This window comes from Arsenicibacter sp. R0_47, from assembly GCF_057652235.1.
Window position 1 is genome coordinate 285,297 of sequence record NZ_JBYFCJ010000001.1, and the last position, 21,813, is coordinate 307,109.

Annotated in this window: 16 protein-coding genes; 11 read left to right on the plus strand and 5 right to left on the minus strand. The window is 53.3% G+C overall.

Annotated features, from left to right (window positions below; translation table 11 throughout):
• The first annotated feature begins 3 nt into the window (after nt 1-3).
• The 3 genes from AC23NW_RS01185 (at nt 4) to AC23NW_RS01195 (ending at nt 5,481) form a co-directional block, all read left to right on the plus strand.
• On the plus strand, nt 4-2,394 hold the full coding sequence (locus AC23NW_RS01185; protein WP_487447156.1) for a glycoside hydrolase family 127 protein: 2,391 nt from the start codon (nt 4-6) through the stop codon (nt 2,392-2,394).
• Nucleotides 2,395-2,646: 252 nt separating this feature from the next.
• Complete coding sequence (locus AC23NW_RS01190; protein WP_487447723.1) at nt 2,647-4,269, plus strand: DUF885 family protein; 1,623 nt, start codon at nt 2,647-2,649, stop codon at nt 4,267-4,269.
• 117 nt (nt 4,270-4,386) lie between these two features.
• Nucleotides 4,387-5,481, plus strand: coding sequence for an OmpA family protein (locus AC23NW_RS01195; protein WP_487447158.1), 1,095 nt, complete (start codon nt 4,387-4,389; stop codon nt 5,479-5,481).
• Between the two features lie 2 nt (nt 5,482-5,483).
• Here the strand turns inward: AC23NW_RS01195 and AC23NW_RS01200 are convergent, their stop codons facing one another.
• Nucleotides 5,484-7,118: a M1 family metallopeptidase gene (locus AC23NW_RS01200; protein WP_487447160.1), complete on the minus strand. Its 1,635-nt coding sequence runs from the start codon at nt 7,116-7,118 to the stop codon at nt 5,484-5,486.
• A gap of 45 nt (nt 7,119-7,163) precedes the next feature.
• Here AC23NW_RS01200 and AC23NW_RS01205 point away from each other — a divergent pair, with 45 nt between their 5' ends.
• Nucleotides 7,164-8,228 carry a sialidase family protein gene (locus AC23NW_RS01205; protein WP_487447161.1) on the plus strand — a complete coding sequence of 355 codons (1,065 nt, stop codon included), beginning with the start codon at nt 7,164-7,166 and terminating at the stop codon, nt 8,226-8,228.
• A gap of 76 nt (nt 8,229-8,304) precedes the next feature.
• Here AC23NW_RS01205 and AC23NW_RS01210 read toward each other — a convergent pair whose 3' ends face one another.
• A complete protein-coding gene (locus AC23NW_RS01210) occupies nt 8,305-8,682 on the minus strand; it encodes a MerC domain-containing protein (RefSeq protein ID WP_293834200.1) in 378 nt (125 codons plus the stop codon).
• A gap of 179 nt (nt 8,683-8,861) precedes the next feature.
• Here AC23NW_RS01210 and AC23NW_RS01215 point away from each other — a divergent pair, with 179 nt between their 5' ends.
• Nucleotides 8,862-9,449: a hypothetical protein gene (locus tag AC23NW_RS01215; protein ID WP_293834199.1), complete on the plus strand. Its 588-nt coding sequence runs from the start codon at nt 8,862-8,864 to the stop codon at nt 9,447-9,449.
• A 55-nt stretch (nt 9,450-9,504) separates the two neighbouring features.
• Here AC23NW_RS01215 and AC23NW_RS01220 read toward each other — a convergent pair whose 3' ends face one another.
• Together AC23NW_RS01220 and AC23NW_RS01225 are read right to left on the minus strand one after the other, a co-directional pair.
• Nucleotides 9,505-10,206 carry a TapB family protein gene (locus tag AC23NW_RS01220; RefSeq protein WP_487447163.1) on the minus strand — a complete coding sequence of 234 codons (702 nt, stop codon included), beginning with the start codon at nt 10,204-10,206 and terminating at the stop codon, nt 9,505-9,507.
• A 100-nt stretch (nt 10,207-10,306) separates the two neighbouring features.
• Entirely contained in the window at nt 10,307-11,191 is an 885-nt protein-coding gene (locus AC23NW_RS01225) for a geranylgeranylglycerol-phosphate geranylgeranyltransferase (protein WP_487447164.1), read from the minus strand.
• Between the two features lie 137 nt (nt 11,192-11,328).
• On the opposite strand from AC23NW_RS01225, the gene bshA reads away from it, so the two are divergent.
• From bshA to gcvP, 6 genes are all read left to right on the plus strand, one after another.
• On the plus strand, nt 11,329-12,477 hold the full coding sequence (gene bshA / locus AC23NW_RS01230; protein WP_487447165.1) for an N-acetyl-alpha-D-glucosaminyl L-malate synthase BshA: 1,149 nt from the start codon (nt 11,329-11,331) through the stop codon (nt 12,475-12,477).
• A 54-nt stretch (nt 12,478-12,531) separates the two neighbouring features.
• On the plus strand, nt 12,532-13,866 hold the full coding sequence (locus tag AC23NW_RS01235) for an NAD(P)/FAD-dependent oxidoreductase (protein ID WP_487447167.1): 1,335 nt from the start codon (nt 12,532-12,534) through the stop codon (nt 13,864-13,866).
• 169 nt (nt 13,867-14,035) lie between these two features.
• Nucleotides 14,036-14,692, plus strand: coding sequence for a sterol desaturase family protein (locus AC23NW_RS01240; RefSeq protein ID WP_487447168.1), 657 nt, complete (start codon nt 14,036-14,038; stop codon nt 14,690-14,692).
• Nucleotides 14,693-14,856: 164 nt separating this feature from the next.
• Nucleotides 14,857-15,864, plus strand: a complete 1,008-nt coding sequence (locus AC23NW_RS01245; RefSeq protein ID WP_487447169.1) for an NAD-dependent epimerase/dehydratase family protein — start codon at nt 14,857-14,859, stop codon at nt 15,862-15,864.
• 225 nt (nt 15,865-16,089) lie between these two features.
• Nucleotides 16,090-17,493 (plus strand): tetratricopeptide repeat protein, encoded by a 1,404-nt coding sequence (locus tag AC23NW_RS01250; RefSeq protein ID WP_487447171.1) that lies wholly within the window; start codon nt 16,090-16,092, stop codon nt 17,491-17,493.
• A 181-nt stretch (nt 17,494-17,674) separates the two neighbouring features.
• Complete coding sequence (gene gcvP, locus AC23NW_RS01255; protein ID WP_487447172.1) at nt 17,675-20,572, plus strand: aminomethyl-transferring glycine dehydrogenase; 2,898 nt, start codon at nt 17,675-17,677, stop codon at nt 20,570-20,572.
• 118 nt (nt 20,573-20,690) lie between these two features.
• Here gcvP and AC23NW_RS01260 read toward each other — a convergent pair whose 3' ends face one another.
• Nucleotides 20,691-21,734 carry a toxin-antitoxin system YwqK family antitoxin gene (locus tag AC23NW_RS01260; protein WP_487447173.1) on the minus strand — a complete coding sequence of 348 codons (1,044 nt, stop codon included), beginning with the start codon at nt 21,732-21,734 and terminating at the stop codon, nt 20,691-20,693.
• Between the last annotated feature and the right edge of the window lie 79 nt (nt 21,735-21,813).

Sequence of the window (21,813 nt, forward strand, 5' to 3'; positions counted from 1 at the left end):
CGCATGAAAACGTACTTTCTGACAGGCGTATCCCTGCTGTTGGGCACCGCATTGTCGCTCGGGCAAACCAACCGGAATGATTACCCGATCCGGCCGGTGCCGTTTACGTCGGTTAAGGTCAATGATCAGTTCTGGGCGCCGCGCATCAAACGCAACCACGAGGTAACGATCCCGATTGCGCTTGATCAGTGCTACAAAACCGGCCGTGTCGATAACTTCCTGGTTGCGGGAAAGCTAAAGCCGGGCAAGTTCTGTACCGAATACCCGTTCGATGACACCGACATTTACAAGATCATTGAAGGAGCCAGTTTCTCGCTGCAAACCTTTCCTGACCCCAAACTCGATGCCCGGATTGATACCCTGATTGCCTATGTCGGCAAGGCGCAGGAACCCGACGGCTACCTGTACACGACACGTACGATTGATCCGGCGCACCCGCACGCGTGGGCCGGTACGGCACGCTGGGAGAAGGAATCGGACCTGAGCCATGAACTCTACAACAGCGGGCACCTGTTTGAGGCGGCGGTGGCGCATTACCAGTCAACGGGCAAAAAAACGCTGCTGGCCATTGCTACGAAAAACGCCGATCTGCTTTGCCGCGAGTTCGGGCCTGGCAAGCTGGATTATGCGCCAGGGCATCAGATTGTGGAAATGGCGCTCGTTAAGCTCTACCGCGTCACCGGACAGCAGAAATACCTGGACCTGGCAAAGTTCTTCCTGGATGTGCGCGGACGGGGAAAAGAATACAGTCAGGATCATAAAAAAGTAACGGATCAGACCGAGGCCGTCGGGCATGCCGTACGGGCTACGTACATGTATTCGGGCATGGCCGATGTGGCCGCCATTACGGACAATAAAGCCTACCTGAACGCCATTGACCGGATCTGGGAAGACATTATCCACGATAAATTTTACCTGACCGGCGGCATCGGCGCGGCAGGCGGCCATGAGGGCTTCGGAGCTGATTATGAGCTGCCGAATATGTCGGCTTATAACGAAACCTGTGCCTCAATCGGGAATATCTACTGGAATTACCGGCTGTTCCTGCTCCACGGACAGGCAAAATATTACGACGTACTGGAGCGGACGCTGTATAACGGCATGATTTCGGGCGTATCGCTGAGCGGCGACCGTTTCTTCTATCCGAATCCGCTCGAATCGCAGGGACAACATGCGCGGAGCGCCTGGTTTGGCTGTGCCTGCTGCCCGAGTAACGTCTGCCGGTTTATTCCGTCGGTGCCGGGCTACATGTATGCCCAGACCGATAGCCGCCTGTATACCAATCTGTTTATCAACAGTACGGCACAGGTGCAGCTGGGCGGAACAGCACTGGAGGTGATCCAGAAAACAGACTATCCGTGGAGCGGGTCGGTACAGTTTACGCTGAACCCGGCCAAACGGAAAGCGTTTGATATGGCCATCCGGATTCCGGGCTGGGCGCAGAACCAACCGCTGCCGGGCGACCTGTACCGGTTTACCGATCAGGACAAAACGCCGTTTACGCTACTGGTCAACGGCAAAGCGGTGGCCTATAAACTGGTTGATGGCTATGCCATTGTCCGGCAGGAGTGGAAAAAAGGCGATCAGATTCAGCTGGAACTGCCGATGCCGGTGCGGCAGGTGGTAGCTAACATACAGGTGGCGGCCGATGTCGATAAAGTGGCCCTGCAACGCGGTCCGATTGTGTATTGCGCCGAGTGGCCTGACTTCCCCAACGGCCACGTCCTGAACCTGATTGTTTCGCCGAAAACGCAGTTAACCGCCAGCTACCGGCCGGACGTCCTGGGCGGGGTAACGCTTATCGACGGGCAGGCGCAGCAATCGCGGCGCACGACCGATAACGGCATTGCCGTGGCCGACGCCCGTTTCCAGGCGATTCCGTACTTCGCGTGGGCCAACCGTGGTTCGGGCGAAATGGCGGTCTGGTTTGGTACCAAAGCAACGGCATCCCGCCCGCTGCCCGCGCCAACCATTGCTTCAACCAGCAAGATTACCGCCTCGCACGTGACAAAAACACTGATGGCCATCAACGACCAGGCTGAGCCTAAAAACTCAAACGACCATGACAACCTGTACTACCACTGGTGGCCGAAAAAAGACACTTTGCAGTGGGTGCAGTATACATTTGAGAAGCCGGCTACCGTCTCGTCGGCAAAGGTGTACTGGTTTGATGACGGCCCGTGGGGCGGTTGCCGCGTACCGGCGTCGTGGAAGGTGTTGTACCGCACGGAAGCCGGTGACTGGAAGGAGGTGCAGGCGAAAGGTACTTACGGCACGGCAAAGGATGCCTATAACGAAATCCTGTTTGAGCCGGTCCGGACCAGTGCCTTGCGGCTCGATGTGCAGCTGCCGAAGGAGTTTGCCAGCGGCATCATGGAATGGATGGTGCGCTGAGGCGGCTTTTTAGGGATAAAATTGTAGATTACCAGCTACTTAACCAGTACTCACTACCTTCACTGATTCACAAACATGATGTTACATTTATTTAGAGCGGCTGCCCGTTTGGGGGGGATCACCAGGGCGACCACGTGGGGTCGCCCCTACGGGGGGCAATGCGCGGCATTGCTGTTGACCGGTGCTGCGGTGTATGCCCAGCCTGCGCCCATCAGTCCGCTGTATCGCCAGACCAGTGAGGTGCATCACCTCATGACCCAGTACAATGCCGATCAGGGCAGTCTGAGCCGGTTTTATGTTGTCGAAAATTCGCCCGAACGGCGCGAACGCATGCAGCGGCATACGACCGAATACCTGGCACAGCTCCGTAAAATGGACTTCGACAAACTACCCGTCGATAGCCAGATTGATTACCTGCTGTTTCAGCGGAACCTGAACGTGGCGCTGCGCGAACTGGCGCAGGAGGAAACGGAGGTAAAGCAGATTCAGCCGTGGTTCCCGTTTGCCGATAAGGTGTATGCCCTCGAAAAGGCCCGCCGGCGGGGGGCTTCGGTCAATGGGGAGCAGATTGCTACCGAGCTGGCAAAGCTGAGCAAGGAGATTGCCGAAACAAAGAAAATGGTCGAAAAGCAGGACAAAATCGACGTTGCGCTGGCCCAGCGCGCCGAAGGAACTGCCAGTGGCCTGCGGTCGGCGCTCAAAAGTGTGTTTGAGTTTTACAATGCCTACGACCCGCAATTCACGTGGTGGGTACCGGCGCCGTACCAGAAAACCGATAGTTTACTGGCGTCGTATGCCTCGTTTTTTGCGAACAAAGCTAAGGTTGCGGCACCGTTTAAAGATGATGGCAGCGGGATTGCGGGCGTGGCTGTCGGGCGCGAGGAGTTGCTGCGGCAGCTGGAGTTTGAATACATCGCCTATTCGCCCGAAGAGCTCATCGACATTGCCAACCGCGAATTTGCCTGGTGCGACCGTGAGTTGTTGAAAGCGTCGCGCGAAATGGGCTTCGGCGATAACTGGAAACAGGCGCAGGAAAAGGTAAAAAACAGCGTGGTGCCGGTGGGGAAGCAGCCGGAGCTGATTCTGCGGCTCTATAACGAGTCGGTTGATTTTCTGAAGAAAAAAGACCTGATTACGATCCCGCCGATTGCAGAGGAGACGTGGCGCATGGCCATGATGTCGCCGGAGCGGCAGAAATTCAGTCCGTTTTTTCTGGGCGGCGAAACCATCCTGATTTCGTACCCGACCGCTGGCATGTCGCACGAAGACAAGCTGATGAGTATGCGCGGCAATAACCCGCACTTCTCCCGCGCTACGGTACACCACGAACTGATTGCCGGCCACCACCTGCAGGGCTTTATGAACAACCGCTACAAGACCTACCGCCGCTTCCGGACACCGTTCTGGACCGAAGGCTGGTCGTTGTACTGGGAAATGATCTTATGGGACATGAACTTCCCGCAGTCGCCGGAAGACCGGATCGGGATGTTGTTCTGGCGGATGCACCGGTGTGCCCGGATTATTTTTTCGCTCAACTACCATCTCGGCAAATGGACGCCGCAGCAGTGCATCGACTTCCTGGTCGACCGTGTAGGCCACGAACGGGCCAATGCCGAAGGAGAAGTGCGCCGGTCGTTTGTCGGGGGCTATGAGCCGTTGTACCAGCTGGCGTATATGACGGGTGGCTTCCAGTTCTACGCGCTCAAAAAAGAACTGGTCGATAGCGGTAAAATGACCTATAAGCAGTTTCACGATACAATCATGCAGCAGAACTCGCTGCCCGTCGACCTGATTCGTGCGCTGATGACTAACCAGAAACTCTCCCGCGACTATAAAACCAACTGGAAGTTTTACGTCCCCTCGCCGACGCGCTGACCAGACGGCTTCAGTTGATGCCGCATGCATAGGATTTGTAATGTAACGACAAGGCAAGCCTTGTCGTTACTATGTTTGTCGTTTTTTAACTATGTTTGTAGTGAAAACGACAACGCTATGAAATCCCTGCCATTTTTCCTGTTGCTTTTCTGGTTTTCGCTGCCGTTGCTGGGGCAGCGCCCTTCGGCTAAAAAGCCATTGCGACAAACGGGAGACGGGCTTAAAGGAGAGTATTTCAATGGCAATGCGTTTCAGGAAAAGGTCGCTACCCGCGTTGACCCCGTCATTAACTTCACCTTCGACGGTTTTACAAAACCTGTTCAAGGCTTAAAAATCCGGCCATTCACGGCACGCTGGACGGGGCTTCTGCTGGCACCGGCTACCGGGCAGTACCAGCTTACGTCGGTGGTTGACGATGGCATCCGGGTGACGATTGGCGGTATGCGGGTGATGGACGAGTGGCGCTACAGAAAGCAAAAGGTAACCGGCCGGCCTTTCCGGATGGAAGCCGGTAAATACTACGATATCCTGATTGAATACATTAATGAGAAGAGCAACGGGTACGCTGATCTGGACTGGGATTTCAGGGAAAAGGCGAAATACACTGCACCCGGCTTTATCTCAACCCGTTCCATTATTCCGGGCCGCTTTTTCTTCAGTGAAGCCGCCCCGGATACGCCGCCACCGGCCAAAACGGCTCCGGCAGCCCAAACGCCGGTAATCGCCGCGCGTGAGAAACCCGGGGCGGTGCCACCAAAAGTAACTCCTACAAAACCTAATGCGGTGCAACCTAATGTGGTCCAACCGATAGCGGCCAGTCAGCCTGTACTGCCACAAGCGGCTGTGCCGCAGATGACGCTTTCGTTAGGCAGCACGGTCATTCTCCGGAAAGTAACGTTCGAAGAAGGGGAATATATCCTTAACCCGTCTTCCTTTACTGAGCTGAACCAGCTGGCTACCAGCCTGAAGCAGTATCCCCGGATACATGTCGAGATCGCCGGGCATACCGACCTTGAGGGTGATCTGCGCCTGAACCAGTATTTATCCGAAAACCGCGCCAAAGTGGTGGCCAACTACCTTGTCCGGAAAGGTATTAACGAAGAGCAGATTACCATTAAAGGCTACGGCGGCAAGCGGCCCCTGATCAAAAGCGGGACCGGGGCCGAACGCGCCGCCAACCGCCGTGTCGAAATTACGGTAACGGCGATGTAAGGCTACTTTACCTCTTTCACCAGCACATAATAATCGGCGTCGGCCGTAAGTGTTTTGCCGGCCGTGTTCATTTTTTGCCACGCTGTGGTTGGTTTCAGGCGCTGGGTCGAGCCATTGTCGTCCAGGCATACCTCCAGCGGCATGTCGAAGCCTGCCACGCAGTTGGTCCAGCGGTATTCCAGCGTTTTACCCTTGATGCGGTATTCGAGCGTTGGGAGGCGGGTGTCGCGCAGGTACTGATCAAATACGGGTTGCAGGTTCATGCCCGATTGCTGGCTCATAAACGCTTCAATCTGCTTGCCTTCGACGGTCTGGTGGTAGAAAGTTTTGTTCATACCCCGCAGAATCCCGCGCCATTTTTCGTCGTTGTTGACCAGCTGACGGATGGTGTGCAGCATGTTGCCGCCCTTGTAGTACATATCACCGGAGCCGCTGTGGTTGACGTTGTAGACCCCGATAATTGGTTTGTCGTTACGGATATTCCGGCGGGTGCCGATCACGTAGGTGGCGCCGGCATCCTTGCCGTGGTAGTATTCAGTAAACAGGTTTTCGGAGTAGTTGGTGAAGCTTTCATGCACCCACATATCGGCAATGTCGCGGTAGGTAATGTTGTTGGCATACCACTCGTGGCCGGATTCGTGGACAATGATGAAATCCCACAGCAGGCCCCAGCCCGTCTGCGAGAGGTCGCGGCCGAGGTAGCCGTTGCGGAAGCCGTTTCCGTAGGTGACCGAACTCTGGTGTTCCATGCCCAGATAGGGTACTTCGACCAGTTTGTAGCCGTCTTCATAGAACGGATACGGTCCGAACCAGTGTTCAAACGCTTTCAGCATGTCTTTTACCTGCGGAAACTGCTTACGGGCCTGCGCTTCGTGTTCGGCGAGGGCGTAAAAACTGAGCTGTAAGGGGCCTTTTTCGCCGGTATATTCTTCGGACCAGGATACGTAGTTGCCCACATTAACGTTCACGCCGTAGTTATTGATCGGGTTACTGACAGCCCATTCAAACGTGCGGGTACCGTCGGTATTCTGAATAACCCGCTGGAGCTTCCCGTTCGATACATCCATCAGTGGTTCCGGCACCGTCACGCTGATCAGCATGGATTCTGGTTCGTCGTACATGTGGTCTTTGCAGGGCCACCACGCACTGGCGCCCAGGCCCTGGCAGGAAGTTGCAATAAACCACTGGCCTTTGGCATCGCGGGTCCACTGAAAGCCGCCATCCCAGGGCGGACGTTTAGCAACCCGTGGCTTGCCCTGATAAAACACCGTCAGTTGTTCGGTTTTGCCGGTCTGCTGTGGCTTTTTCAGGGTTACGAAAAAAGCATCACCGTCGCGCCGGAATGAAAGCTCCTGCCCGTCCTGCTCGATTCTGGTCACCTGAAGCGGCCGTTGCAAATCAATCTGCATCGTCTGGGATGGTTTCAGGACTTTATACTGAATTAAATTGCTGCCGCTGATAGTACTATCGGCCGGTTGTATCCGTACTTGTAGATGATAATAGGCCAGGTCCCACCATACGCGTTCGGGCGTGATGCTGCCGCGCAGCGTGTCGTCGTGGGTAAAGGTGTAACGTTGTGCCTGAAGCGAACCGCTCAGCGCCAGAAAGAGGGTGATGAAGAGGAAAAAACGGTACATACGTGTCTTTTGATCAAGCAAAGCAACTCAACAAATCGCTCCGCCATGCAATCTAACGTATTTCTGCTTTTAATGTGTTTACTGCCGGCCTGGTTATCGGCCCAAACCGGCCCGGGTATTGTGAAAAGTGAATTTATTTACGAGACCGCACCGTTTCCGTCCTGCCATGCTTCGACGATTGCCGAAACGCCGTCCGGTCTGGTTACGTCGTGGTTTGGCGGAACGCACGAAAAACATCCGGATGTGGGTATCTGGGTCAGCCGGCAGGTGAAAGGAGCCTGGACCCCACCGGTCGAAGTGGCCAACGGGGTGCAGACCGACGGCAAGCGGTATCCGTGCTGGAACCCCGTGCTGTTCCAGTTTCCGAAAGGACCGCTGGTGCTTTACTACAAGGTCGGCCCTAGTCCGTCGACCTGGTGGGGGATGGAAATCCGGTCGGCCGACGGCGGAAAAACCTGGTCGGCCCCGAAGCGGCTACCCGACGGGATTCTCGGCCCGATCAAAAACAAACCGGAGTTGCTGGCATCCGGTAAGCTCCTGAGTCCGACCAGTACCGAACACGATGGCTGGCGGCTGCACGTCGAAAGCTCAACCGACAAAGGACAGACGTGGCAGGCAACCCCGCCGCTCAACAGCGGTAAGCCCGGAGCCATTCAGCCAAGCATCCTGATCCATCCCGGCGGAAAACTACAGATGGTTTGCCGGGGGACAGGCGGTTACATTCTGAGCACATGGTCAACCGATGGCGGTACAACCTGGTCGGCGCTCGAAAATACGCCGTTGCCGAATCCAAATTCGGGGATTGATGCCGTAACGCTGAAAGACGGACGGCATGTGCTGATCTATAACCATATCTCCGACGGGGCCGAAAAATGGGGTCGCCGGTCGGTACTGAACGTAGCGTTCTCAAAAGACGGCAAGGTCTGGGAAGCTGCCAATGTACTCGAAAACGAACCGAAAGCCGAATTCTCCTATCCGGCCGTTATCCAGACCAAAGACGGACTGGTGCATATTACCTATACCTGGAAACGGGAGCGGATTAAACATGTAGTCCTTGATCCGTCAAAAGTTACCCTGACAGCGATGAAGGACAGCAAATGGCCGGAGTAAGGTATCGCTGCCCCACCAACGAAACGCCCCCTGCCGGAACCAACCGGCAGGGGGCGTTTTATGTATATCAGTTCGCTCAGTGCGCGTGTTCCAGACGGCAGTGGCGGATATTGAACAGGTGAGAGCCAACGAGACCTAACGAAGCGGCATAGCCCACGTACTCAAAGATCGGGTTAACGTCTTCCAGCAGAATGGCAACGGTGAAAAGGCCCAGAAAACCCCAGAGGCTTGTCCGGACAGTGTTGGGGGCATGGCGGGTAGCAAAATACACCGCAATGATGTTGACACCGATGAAGACATAGTCGAGACTTAAAAAGCTCGTTCGTACCAGGTCATCTTTTAAGAAGTTGGTTGTCATCAGCAACACAGGGGTAATCAGGCAATGAATCAGGCACAATACCGAGCCTGTAATCCCAATGTAATCCGCTTTATTTGATTCCGCTTCCGTTTTCATCACCGCAAATTTACGTCAATTCTTTCGTCCGTTGGTACTATTAACTCAAATATTTGCAGCAAAGTTGCAAATAATATGCAACGGCGTTGCAAAAATAGAAAAATCTTTCCGTTATTTGTCAGGACATTACAGTTCCGAGTGACTGAACTACTGGTTTACAATCTGAATACGAAGAAGTTATGAGAAAATCTGGTGCTAATTCTTTTCGCCGTTATGTAGCAGGAGCATCCCTGTTTTGCGCGACTTTTTTTTTGCTGACCGGCTGCGACAGGGCCAATAATCCGGAGCCGGCCGATGAAAATGAACTGATTACAACTGTGAGCCTGAAGTTCACGGAACAGGGCACGACCAACGCCCAGACCTTTACTTACCGGGATATTGACGGCGATGGCGGGCAGGCTCCGACGAAGTTCGACGCCATTACGCTGACGGCCGGTAAAACCTACGATCTGGCTATTTCGTTTCAGGACGAAAGCAAATCTCCGGCCGACGACATCACCGCTGAAATTAACCAGAAGAAAGATGAACACCTGGTGGTATACACACCGTCACCGGCTTCCTTGCTGACGGTTACCATTACCGATAAAGACAGCCGGAACTATCCGGTCGGACTGACCTCAACGGCGAAGGCAGGTGCGGCCGGAACCGGAACCCTCAATGTACAGCTGCGTCACCAGCCACCGGTCAATGGGCAGCCTGTTAAGAATGGTACTGCCACGCCGGGCAGCGACGATGTAAATCTGAAATTCACGCTGACAGTTAAGTAAGCAAACAGAAGAGTGGAGGGTGTAACGAGACCGTCAGGTCTCGTTACACCCTTTTTTAAAATACCTTACTCAGTACGGTATAGGCATACAGCTTACCATTCTTGCTGTAGGTTTCAGAGCGGATGTCGAACAGGGTATTATTGGCGCGGTAGGTCACGACCTTCAGATTGGCCGGAATGCTCATGCCCATCACTTTCGACTTCACGGTCATGTCTGAACTGATTTTGAAGACCTCAAACGTCCCCGCCGGTACGGTCAGGTTTTCCTTGCTGCTCACGCTCCGGTTGGTCATATCGATGCTCATTTCAACCATCAGGGAGCCGTTGTTATACATGTCGGCTTCCAGTTTACCATCCGGCAGCGTCTGCCCTGCCGAGAGGGCCGGATACACCAGCCGGTTGGTTTTCAGCCGTACTTCCCCGTCTTTAAAGGCCTGATTCTGGCCGTTCTGCATAAAGCCTGATAAATCGGCGACGAGTTCATTGCCTGAACAGGTGTAGGTCAGGGTCGATTTCTGTACGGATTTGCCTTTTTCATCGGTTGACTCAAAATCGACTTTTACAACCGTATTGCCACCGTCGCGGCGCACATCGGTGACGTTATACGTCATTTTGCCGGTCATTTTATCTTTGGCATTGTAGGTAACCATTTCGCAGCCCATACCGGCCTTGAGGGTGATGCCCATACATGTCTGTGCATACGTGGTGACAGACGCAACGGCGATCAATAAAAACGTGAAAAGAAAGGAGCGTTTCATAGAGCTATGGAAATGTTAACCGGCTCAAGATAACCGAAGTTACAACGCAGCTCTACAGCTTCTTAGGAAACGGTAACAAGGCGGATGGTTACCCGGCCCGTTAAGCCCAGATCATACTGACAACCCCAAGGAGCATGATGATTTTACACAGATCGCTGAGGTGGCGGAAATCCCGCTTTTTGTCGGCCAGCAGTAAGCAGTAAACCAGATACCCCACCGGCAGGAGCAGCGCCGTGAAAATAAGGCTCAGGTGCAGATTGCCCAGCGAACGCGCCATCAGAAACAGGATCAGGATAAAGGTGGCGATAAGGCCGTACAGGAAATATTTGGTCCGGCGCAGTCCCCAGACGATGGGCAGGGTCCGGCAGCCAAAGCGCGCGTCGCCGCGGATATCTTCCATGTCCTTGATAATTTCCCGGACGAGTGAAATCACAAACGAAAACAGGGCGTAAATCATCAGTAAATCCACATTACGCCGGTAATACACGGCCAGAATAATGAGCGATAGGGCCGTTAAAAACGACACAATGACGTTTCCGATAAAGGGCTGCCGTTTGAAATGGGCCGAATAAAACCACAATAACGTCACTGAGAGCACATCGACCACAAATACCCACCGGCTCAGATACAGGCCGATCAGGCACCCGATAATATTGAGCGTCTGGTGGGCGCCCATGGCCACGCGGCGCTTCAGGTACCGGCCGATAATCACCCGTTCGGGCTTATTGACGATATCGATTTTAATGTCAAAGTAATCGTTAATGATATACCCCGCTGCCGCAATACAAACGGTTGATAATGTGAGCAAAAGCATCTGCGGATCGAGCAGGGCCGACCCCGGACTCAGGTCCGGCCGGTTAGTCATTGAACCAATCAGACAAATGCGGGCAAGGTACTGCGTTAAGACCACGATCAGCAGATTTTGCACCCGTACCAGCCGCAATAAACCAGAAAAATATGCCGAAAGAGGGAGTTTGCGGGTCATGCCAGGATACTGATATATGCTACTTAATCAATCAAAAATAACACATTAAGGTTATTAAGATAAACCGTTCCATACCATTAACAAATTGTTTACGGTCATATATGGGATTTTTTACGGAAAAATGATGTTGCTCAATCATGAAAATCGGCATTGTTTGCTATCCTACCTTTGGTGGTAGTGGTGTGGTAGCTACAGAATTAGGCAAAGCACTGGCCAAAAATGGCCATCAGGTCCATTTTATTACCTATCAGCAGCCTCCACGGCTCGATTTTTTTAACGAGAACGTATTCTACCACGAAGTCAATATCCCGTCGTATCCGCTTTTTCAGTACCCGCCCTATGAATCGGCGCTGGCCAGCGAGATGGTGAATGTGGTTATGAATGAAAACGTGGATCTGCTCCATGTCCACTATGCCATCCCTCATGCATCGGCTGCCTACATGGCAAAAATGATTTTGCGGTCATGGGGTAAATGTGTGCCCGTGGTTACGACCCTTCATGGTACGGATATTACGCTGGTGGGCAAGGATGCCTCCTATGAGCCGGTTGTCACGTTCAGTATCAACGAATCGGACGGCGTTACGTCGGTATCGGAAGATCTGCGGAAAGACACCTACCGGCACTTCAAGATCAACCGTGAAATTGAGGTAATACCGAACTTCATTGATCTGACCCGTTTTCAGCGGCAGCAGAAAGACCATTTTAAAACGGCCATTTGTCCGAACGGGGAAAAACTGATCGTACACACCTCAAACTTCCGTCGGGTAAAACGGATCGACGATGCGGTGATGACGTTTTATCATGTCCGCCAGCAGATGCCGGCCAAATTACTGCTTGTCGGTGACGGCCCTGAGCGGAACCGGATTCAGCAGCTTTGCCGTGAACTGGGTATCCATGATGATGTCCGTTTTCTGGGTAAGCTCGATGCGGTGGAGGAAATTTTGTCGGTAGCCGACCTCTTCCTGATGCCGTCTGAAAATGAAAGTTTCGGGCTGGCCGCACTCGAAGCCCTTGCCTGCGAAGTGCCGCTGATTACGTCGAACGCCGGTGGACTGCCTGAGCTGAATATACAGGGTGTGACCGGGTTCATGAGTAATGTCGGCGACGTGGATGATATGGTGAAAAATGCTCTGTATGTCCTCAACGACGACAACCTGCCGACCTTCAAGGCCAATGCACTGGCCCGTGCCAAAGAGTTTGAATTGTCTAAAATCCTGCCTTTATACGAGAACCATTACGAACGGGTAATTGAACAAGCACAGTCGCTGCGGGTTTATCCGGTATAGGCAGCGGTTGCTGAAACGGCCGCTGTGGCTTGTCCGATCAACGAAACACAAGTTATGAATCCAAACATACCTCCCCGTGACGGCCGGAAGCGCATTGTCATTGTTGGTGCCGGATTCGGGGGCCTGAAGCTCGCCCGCCGGTTATCGCGCCGCGCCGCCTTTCAGGTGATTTTGCTCAACAAGCAGAATTACCACGAATTCCAGCCGCTGTATTATCAGGTGGCTACGTCGGGCCTGGAAGCTAATTCCATCCTGTTTCCGTTGCGGGCGGTGTTTGGCGGCTGCAAAAACGTGCATATCCGGATTACAACCGTAACGGGCGTACGGCCGGCCGATAAAGTCGTTGATACTGAACTCGGCCCTGTTGAATACGACGACCTGGTGATTGCCACGGGCGCGGATACCAACTTTTTCGGGATGCAGAACATCATTGAGCGGGCATTGCCGATGAAGTCGGTTGCCGAAGCCATTGCACTGCGTAACCGGATTCTGCAAAACTTCGAAGATGCGCTGAGTGTCGGTAACGAAGATGAAAAGCAGGGACTGATGAACGTGGTCGTTGTCGGCGGCGGGCCAACCGGCGTTGAGCTGTGTGGTACGCTGGCCGAGATGAAGCGCACGGTGTTACCGCGCGATTATCCCGAACTGAATTTCGACATGATGCAGATTTACCTGATCGAGTCGGGCGGGGAATTGCTGGGGCCGATGTCGGAAAATGCACACCGGAAATCACAGGAATATCTTGAAGAGCTGGGCGTTCATGTCAGCCTGAATACCCGTGTAAAAGACTTTGACGGCCGTACGGTCTTTATGGCCGATGGCAATACTCTGCGGACCAACAACCTGATCTGGGCAGCCGGCGTACGGGCCAATCCGCTGGCCGGGTTACCGGCCGAATCGCTGGGGCGCGGCAACCGGCTGACGGTGAACCGCTATAATCAGGTACAGGGCGTTACGGATGTGTATGCCGTAGGCGACGTAGCGCTGATGACCGAAGAAAAATGGCCGAACGGCCACCCGCAGATTGCGCAGCCGGCCATTCAGCAGGGCAACCACCTGGCCAAAAACCTTATCCGCCGCCAGCAGGGGGAAGCTATGCGGGATTTTGTCTATAAAGATCTCGGGACTATGGCCACCATCGGACGTGGTCTGGCCGTGGCTGATCTGCCGTTTCTGCGCTTCAGCGGCGTCATGGCGTGGTTTGTCTGGCTCTTTGTTCACCTCATGGCCATTGTCGGCGTAAAGAACCGTTTGCTAATATTAATTAACTGGATGTGGAACTATGTGACATACGATAACTCGCTGCGGTTGATTATACGGCCCAAATTGCCTAAAGGGAACTTTGACGCTATAAAGGCGAAGGTTGATGATCAGGTAGTTGTAAAGTAGCGTAGGGGTATTCCGGATCTCAGCTGTCTTGTAACAGAGGATTTACCTCGGATGGTCATCTAATAATTTTAATAAGGTTATGAAACCTGTAAGCAAGTCTGACAGTTGTCATAACATCAAACCAAGAACGGTTTTAGATTTGCGATCATTCAACTTTATAAAAACTACTATGGAACAAACTACTGAGAGAGCCACCATGGATCGCCCCGGATTCCGGGCGGCACATGCGCGGCCTAAAAATAGCGGTACCCGCCAGCTATTCGACAATCCTGTTCTGGAAGCACTTTCACGTACGCATATTTCAGTGCCTATTTCAATGTGGCTTGCCCTGTCAGCTTTTCTGGGCTGGTATGCGTTTACGTACACAGACATGAGCAGCGCCCTGATTGGCGGGCTGTTTGTTACGGGCTTTGTTTCCTTTACGCTGTTTGAATATGTACTGCACCGGTATCTCTACCACCTGGAGCCGAAAACAGAGCGCCGGGCCAAAATTCAGTACACATTTCACGGCATTCACCATGAATTCCCGAAAGACAAAACCCGTCTGGCAATGCCGCCGGCACTGGCTATCTTCGTAGCTGCGTTTTTCTTCGGCGTATTTTTCCTGCTGATGGGTGAAGCAGCCTATGCGTTTTTCCCTGGTTTCCTGGTCGGTTATTCAGGCTATCTGGCCGTACACTTCATTGTACATGCCTACGCCCCGCCGAAGAATTTCTTCAAGTGGCTGTGGATTAACCACAGTGTACACCACTACAAAAACCACGACAGTAACTACGGCGTGTCATCGCCGGTCTGGGATTATATTTTCGGTACTTACGTTCGCTGATCGTGCGGGCAAGGGTACGGGATTAATCGTGCCGGAAAGAAAAAGCAACAGGTCTGCATCCTGTCTGAAAAAATTACAAACCACTGCCGGCAACCAATCCGTTGCCGGCAGTGGTTTTTTTAGGGGAAATACCGAATTTCGCAGCATGGAAGAGCAACAGCTACATGACGTCATTTGCTAAAACCGTTTTTATTACCGGCGCGACCGGCTTTATCGGCAGTCATATTGCCCGGCGGTTTTTGCGGGAAGGCTATCAGGTGGAAGCCTTGAAGCGACCGGAAAGGGATGCCGGCCTGCTCACTGATGTTGCTGATCAGATCAAGTGGCACGAGGGCGATATTACCGATATCCCGTCGCTGGAGGCGGCTATCCGGCCAGGTATTGATGTGGTTCATGCCGCTGCCGTTGTGTCGTTTGTTCCGAAAGACCGCGCCTACATGGAAAAGGTCAATGTTGAAGGCACGGCTAATGTGGTCAATGTCTGTCTGCACGCCGGTATCCGCAAACTGGGCTATATCAGCTCGGTAGCGGCCCTGGGGCGTCCGGCAACGAATAATCAGCCGGCGGGTCAGCCCGTACTGATTTCTGAAAAGCAGAAATGGGAGGATTCACCGCTGAACTCGAACTACGCCAAAACAAAATACCGGGGCGAACTGGAGGTCTGGCGTGGTGTTGCCGAGGGCCTCAATGCCGTTATGGTTAATCCGTCGGTTGTATTCGGGCCGGGCGACTGGAACCGGAGCAGTATGCAGCTGTTTAAATACGTGTATGACGAAAAACGGTTTTATCCCGGCGGGCTGGTGAACTACGTTGACGTCCGGGATGTGGTCGACGCAATGTTCAGACTGATGGTCAGCGACATTACAGCCGAACGCTACATTCTGAATGCCGGCACTATTCCGTACAAAGAATTGTTAGATAAGATAGCAGTAGCGTTGAAGAAGCGTCCGCCATCCGTTCCGGTGTCGCCCGTTCTGTCAGAAATTGCGTGGCGGGTAGAGGCTGTGTGGTCCTGGATTACCGGTACATCGCCGCTGGTTACGCGCGAAACGGCCCGTTCGGCCGGTAGTTTCTATCAGTTTGACGGGAGCCGGATCCGGCAGGTGATTGATTTTCAGTATCGTGCATTACAGGACACGATTCAGGCTGCGGCAGCGGTCATAAACGGCTGACGGAGCAGGTGATTTGCCCCCATGCAGTACGGCGAAAATTAGTTTGCGGTAATTGGTGAAATCATTTAAAACGCATATCTTTCTACTGCTATTAGATAGTTCGCACGGCTGTTGTGCGGCCCCTATCAACTGATTTGCGAATAACGAACGACGAATGGCGATCCTGTTGCGGTTGCTTTTTCATAGCTCGCACCTCGTAAATTGTACATCGTAAATCAATTGGACATGGAGCAAGAGTTTGAGGAAAGAGAAGGCGATATCAAGGAATCTCTCCGTCAATTTGAACTGATGTTAGCCCGTCGCGAGCGTCAGTTTTTTGATCTGGAAGTGTATGAGCGCCTGGTAGAACATTATCTGAATGAAGGTGACCTCGACAAGGCGTTGCTCGCCGCCGAGGCCGGTCTGGATAACTACCCCTATGCCCTGGAACTGATGCTCGACAAGGCACAGATTCTGGCTAACCAGACCCAGTTCGATGAAGCACTTGAGCTACTCGACCGGGCGGGCCTGTTTAACCCCGGCGATCTGGATATTCAGTACATGCAGGGTACTGTCCTGAACATGGCCGGTCGGTTTGAAGAGTCGGTGCAACTGCTGGAAGAGCTGCTGGACCGTACGGACGATAAAGACGATATTTATTTTCAGATTGGTCAGAGCTACCAGAACTGGGGCCGGTACGACGAAGCTATCGAGCAGTACAAAAAGGCAATTGATCTGAACATCAATAACGAGAATGCGCTGTATGAACTGGCTTTTTGCCTTGACCTGACGGGTGAACTCGAAGGTAGTCTGCCGTATTATCAGAAACTGATCGACGGCGACCCGTATTCGTACAACGCCTGGTATAACATCGGGATTGCCTACAGCAAGCTGACACGGTTTGAGGAGGCGGCTGAAGCCTATGACTATGCCACCATCATTAAAGACGATTTTGCGTCGGCATGGTTCAATCTGGGCAATACGCACATGAATCTCGGCCAGTTTGAAAAGGCAGAGCAGTGTTACCGGAATACCCTCAAGCACGAAGAGCCAACCTCGGATACGTATTGCCACCTCGGCGCGAGCCTCGAAAAGCAGAACAAGCTACAGGAGGCTATCCGCGAATACCGCGAGGCTGTCCGGCTGGATCAGCTGTGGGACGAGGCCTGGTTTGGCATCGGTGTCTGCATGAGCGAACTCGGTAAGTGGTATGAAGCCTTGCCGTTTATCAATAAAGCCATTAAGCTGAACGACCAGAACGGGGAGTATTACCTGGCGCTGGCGGAAACCGAATACAAAATCGGTAATGTCATATCGAGCGTGGAAGCCTTTGAAAAGGCAGCCGAGGTAGATCCTGCCAATCCGGATATTTATCTGGTGTGGTCGCTGCTGCCGTTCGATCAGGGGAACTTCACAAAAGCATTTGAGATCATTCAGCAGGGCATTTCGGAGTTGCCGAAGGAGGCCGATCTGTACTATCGTGCAGCCGTTTACCTCATTCACGCCGGTCTGTACCGGGAGGCACTTCTGAATCTGGAAGCAGCCCTGACCATTGATTATGAAGCGCATGTGCAGCTGTTTGAGTTTTTCCCGGAACTGGAAAAACAAAAGGCACTGTACAAAATCATTCAGCAATACAAAAAAGACTGATACATAATTGCCGTTTCAGAACGTAACGCCGCCTCCATACCCGGGGGCGGCGTTATTGTTAACATAGGAATGAGCAAAGAGACTATTGCTGGAAAACAGGAAATTGTAAACAAGGCTCTGAGAGTCCGCACCTTTTGTCGTAACTTTGAGTTTTGATAGAAATCTCCGTTTCTACTGATTTATGAAAATTAATCTTCAGCAAACTGATCTGTTTGAGAACCGGCATAACGGAATAGTCGATCAGGACGTGACCGACATGCTCACCAAAGTAGGGGTCGACTCCATTGATGAGCTTATCAATCAGACCGTTCCAACAGGTATCCGGCTTGCCAACCCACTTAATTTGCCAGCGCCTAAAAGCGAATACCGCTTCCTGGCTGACTTCAAAAAATTAGCCCAGCAGAACAGGATTTTTAAATCATACATCGGTACGGGCTACTACGATACGATTACGCCAAACGTTATTCTGCGCAATGTGCTGGAAAATCCGGCCTGGTATACGGCTTATACCCCGTATCAGGCAGAGATTGCACAGGGACGTCTGGAAGCACTGCTGAATTTTCAGACGGTCGTTATTGAACTGACCGGTCTGGAGATTGCCAACGCATCCCTGCTCGACGAGGGCACGGCGGCGGCCGAAGCCATGCACATGCTGTATGCCACGCGGCCGGCTTCGAAAAAGAACGCAAATACATTCTTTGTATCGAGCCTATGTCACCCGCAAACCATTGACCTGATCATCACGCGGGCAACGCCGATCGGGGTAAACGTCGTTGTGGGCGATCACCGTCAGGTGAATCTGACCTATCCTGACTTGTTCGGGATGTTGCTGCAATATCCGGCAACGGATGGCAGCGTGTTCGACTATACTGACCTGATTGCTTCGGCGCACGAACAACATATTACGGTAGCTGTAGCGGCTGACCTGCTTGCGTTGACACTGCTGACGCCTCCGGGCGAAATGGGTGCTGACGTGGTTGTGGGTTCTGCCCAGCGTTTCGGCGTACCGATGGGCTATGGTGGACCGCATTCGGCGTTCTTTGCCACCCGTGATGCCTATAAACGTCAGATTCCGGGCCGGATTATCGGCGTGTCGCAGGATGCTGAAGGCAAACCGGCCCTGCGGATGGCGCTCCAGACCCGTGAGCAGCACATCCGCCGCGAAAAGGCGACCTCTAACATCTGTACAGCGCAGGTATTGCTGGCTGTTATGGCCGGCAGTTACGCCGTTTACCACGGTCCTCAGGGGCTGCAAACGATTGCCGGTAAGGTGCATGGCCTGACTAAGGTATTCGCAACGGCCCTGAAACGCAACGGCTATGAGGTGCTGAACGAAAACTATTTTGATACCATCACGGTAAAGGTTGACGACGTTGACTCGCTGAAAAAATCGGCAAAAGCAACGCAGGTTAACCTGCGCTACTATGCCGATGAAGAGCGCGTAGGCATTGCCTTTGATGAAACAAAAACACTGGAAGACGTAACTGAGCTGCTGATGGTATTCGGCATCAAGGCTGATGTTGAACGGATTGCCGGTGAACTGGAAATTAGCTGGCCGGAGCGGCTGGTTCGTCAGTCAGATTACCTGACGCATCCGGTCTTCAATACGCACCATACGGAGCACGAAATGCTGCGTTACCTGCGGTCGCTGGAAGAAAAAGACCTGTCGCTGGTGCACTCCATGATTTCGCTGGGTAGCTGCACGATGAAACTGAACGCTACGGCCGAGATGATTCCGGTGACGTGGCCTGAGTTTGGTCGCCTGCACCCGTTTGCGCCGAAAGATCAGACAGCCGGCTATCAGCAGCTGTTTAAGGATCTGAACGCATGGCTTTGCGAGATCACCGGTTTTGCCGCCATGTCGCTGCAGCCGAACTCAGGCGCACAGGGCGAATATGCCGGTCTGATGGTGATTCGTGCTTACCACCTCAGCCGTGGCGACGACCACCGGAATGTAGCCCTGATCCCGCAGTCGGCACACGGAACAAACCCTGCCAGCGCCGTTATGGCCGGCATGAAGGTCGTTATCGTGAAATGTGACGAACGTGGTAACATCGACGTGGCTGATCTGAAGGCGAAGGCTGCCCAGTACAGCAACGACCTGTCGTGTCTGATGGTTACCTATCCGTCGACACACGGGGTGTTCGAAGAAAGTATTAAAGACATTTGTGCGACCATCCATAAGTTTGGCGGGCAGGTGTATATGGACGGTGCCAACATGAATGCGCAGGTGGGTCTGACCTCGCCGGCTACCATTGGCGCGGACGTTTGCCACCTGAACCTGCACAAGACGTTCTGTATTCCGCACGGCGGTGGTGGTCCTGGTATGGGCCCGATTGGTGTGGCAGAACATTTGGTGCCGTTCCTGCCGGGTCACGTTGAACTGAACGGTACGGCTGAACGTGCTGTGAAATCACCGAAAGGTGCGGTGTCGGCTGCCCCGTATGGTTCGGCCAGCATCCTGACCATTTCGTACGCCTACATTGCGATGATGGGTGGCGAAGGCCTGACGAACGCCACCAAGCGGGCTATCCTGAACGCGAACTACATCAAGGCGCGGTTAGAAGGCCACTTTGACATTCTGTATACAGGCGCAAACGGCCGTTGCGCACACGAAATGATCGTTGACTGCCGTCCGTTCAAAGCATCGGCAGGCGTTGAGGTAGAAGACATCGCCAAGCGGCTGATGGATTATGGCTTCCACGCGCCGACAGTGTCATTCCCGGTTGCCGGTACGCTGATGATCGAACCAACCGAATCGGAGTCGAAGACGGAGCTGGATCGTTTCTGCGACGCCCTGCTGAGCATCCGGAACGAAATCCGGGAGATCGAAGAAGGTAATGCTGATAAGGCAAATAACGTCCTGAAGCACGCCCCACACACCGCTACAGTGGTGTTGAGCGATAGCTGGGATCGTCCGTACAGCCGTCAGAAAGCGGTTTACCCGCTGCCGTACGTACAGAGCCGTAAATTCTGGCCAACCGTAAGCCGCATTGACTCGGCCTTCGGTGACCGGAACCTGATCTGCGCCTGCATCCCGACTGAAGCCTACGCGGCTGAAGAAGCGACTGTGGCGTAAACAGACACGCTGTTCCGGCTTTACAAATCCGGAATAAGCTAACCGTGGATTTCCAATCCGCGTCCCGAACAGCGTTTATAACAAAAGGGCCCGTTCTGATCAGAACGGGCCCTTTTGTTTAGTTATTTGTAGTCGATTCCTCTTCGGTTTCGGCGGGTTTATCTTTGGCATCGTAGGTGATTTTGCCTTTTTCGTCCCATTCGCTGATGATAAACGGCTCAAACTCCGTATCCCAGCGGTCGCGGCCGTATTGCATCAGCCGCTTCCGGAACTGACGGGTGGTACCGGCGTAATATTCCGTCCACCGGCCGATTTTCACGCCATGGTCGTACTTACCGGTGACCGAAATCTTTCCGTTTTCATGGAAAGCGTAATACGTGCCGTTAACCTGGCCGTATTCGACCGGCGTTACTTCCTTGATTTTCGTATGGGCCGAATCGTACCAGGCAATCCGTGCTTCGGCCGGAAAACCGTGGTGCCAGCGGCTCTTATCCACCAGCAGGAAGTTCTGGTCGTATTTTTCCCAGCGGCCGTCTTTGGTGCCCAGATAGTAAAAGCCTTCTTCCATCAGGTTGCCGTTCTGGTAGCGCTTGTAGGGTCCGTGAAGCAAGGGCCGGCGGTCGGTCCCGTCGCGGGGAATGGCACTGGTAACCCGGTGGTTTTTCTCGTCGAACCAGTAGGTGTCTGACGTCTGGACAAACTTCGGGGAGTCCTGATGTTGCCGGAGAATGTAAAACTCTTCGACCACTGTACGGTCACCGCTGCCGAACTTATTGTAGGCTTTCACCATGGCAATGCCATCGTAGTCGGTTTTGGACTGCTTTTTCTTTGCCCGGTCGGAATCTTTCTTCTTGCGAAGTTGCTTTATCTTTAAACCCAGATCGGGTAAGGTTTCGGTAACCAGCTGATCGACGTTTTTAGGCGTTTCGTAACTGCCTGATGGCAGGCCAAGGCCCGACAAGGCCGACGGGGTAGAGACCGAGCCGGAGGTCGATGGTAAGGGAATATTCGACAGAATCGACTTTTTCTTACCGCGCTCCTTCAGAGGCACAGGCGGTCCGCCCGCGGTCGTTAAGGCCGACGGTTGTGTGGTTTGCGACCAGACCGGTACGCTAACCAGTAAACAAGACGCTAAAAAGGTCAGATGAATAATTTTATGCATAGTCGCAGGCACGGCGCATGAAACTGATTCCTGAGGGCGGCACTCCGCCGGAAGTTTCTTAGTTTTGCAACGCCGTGAC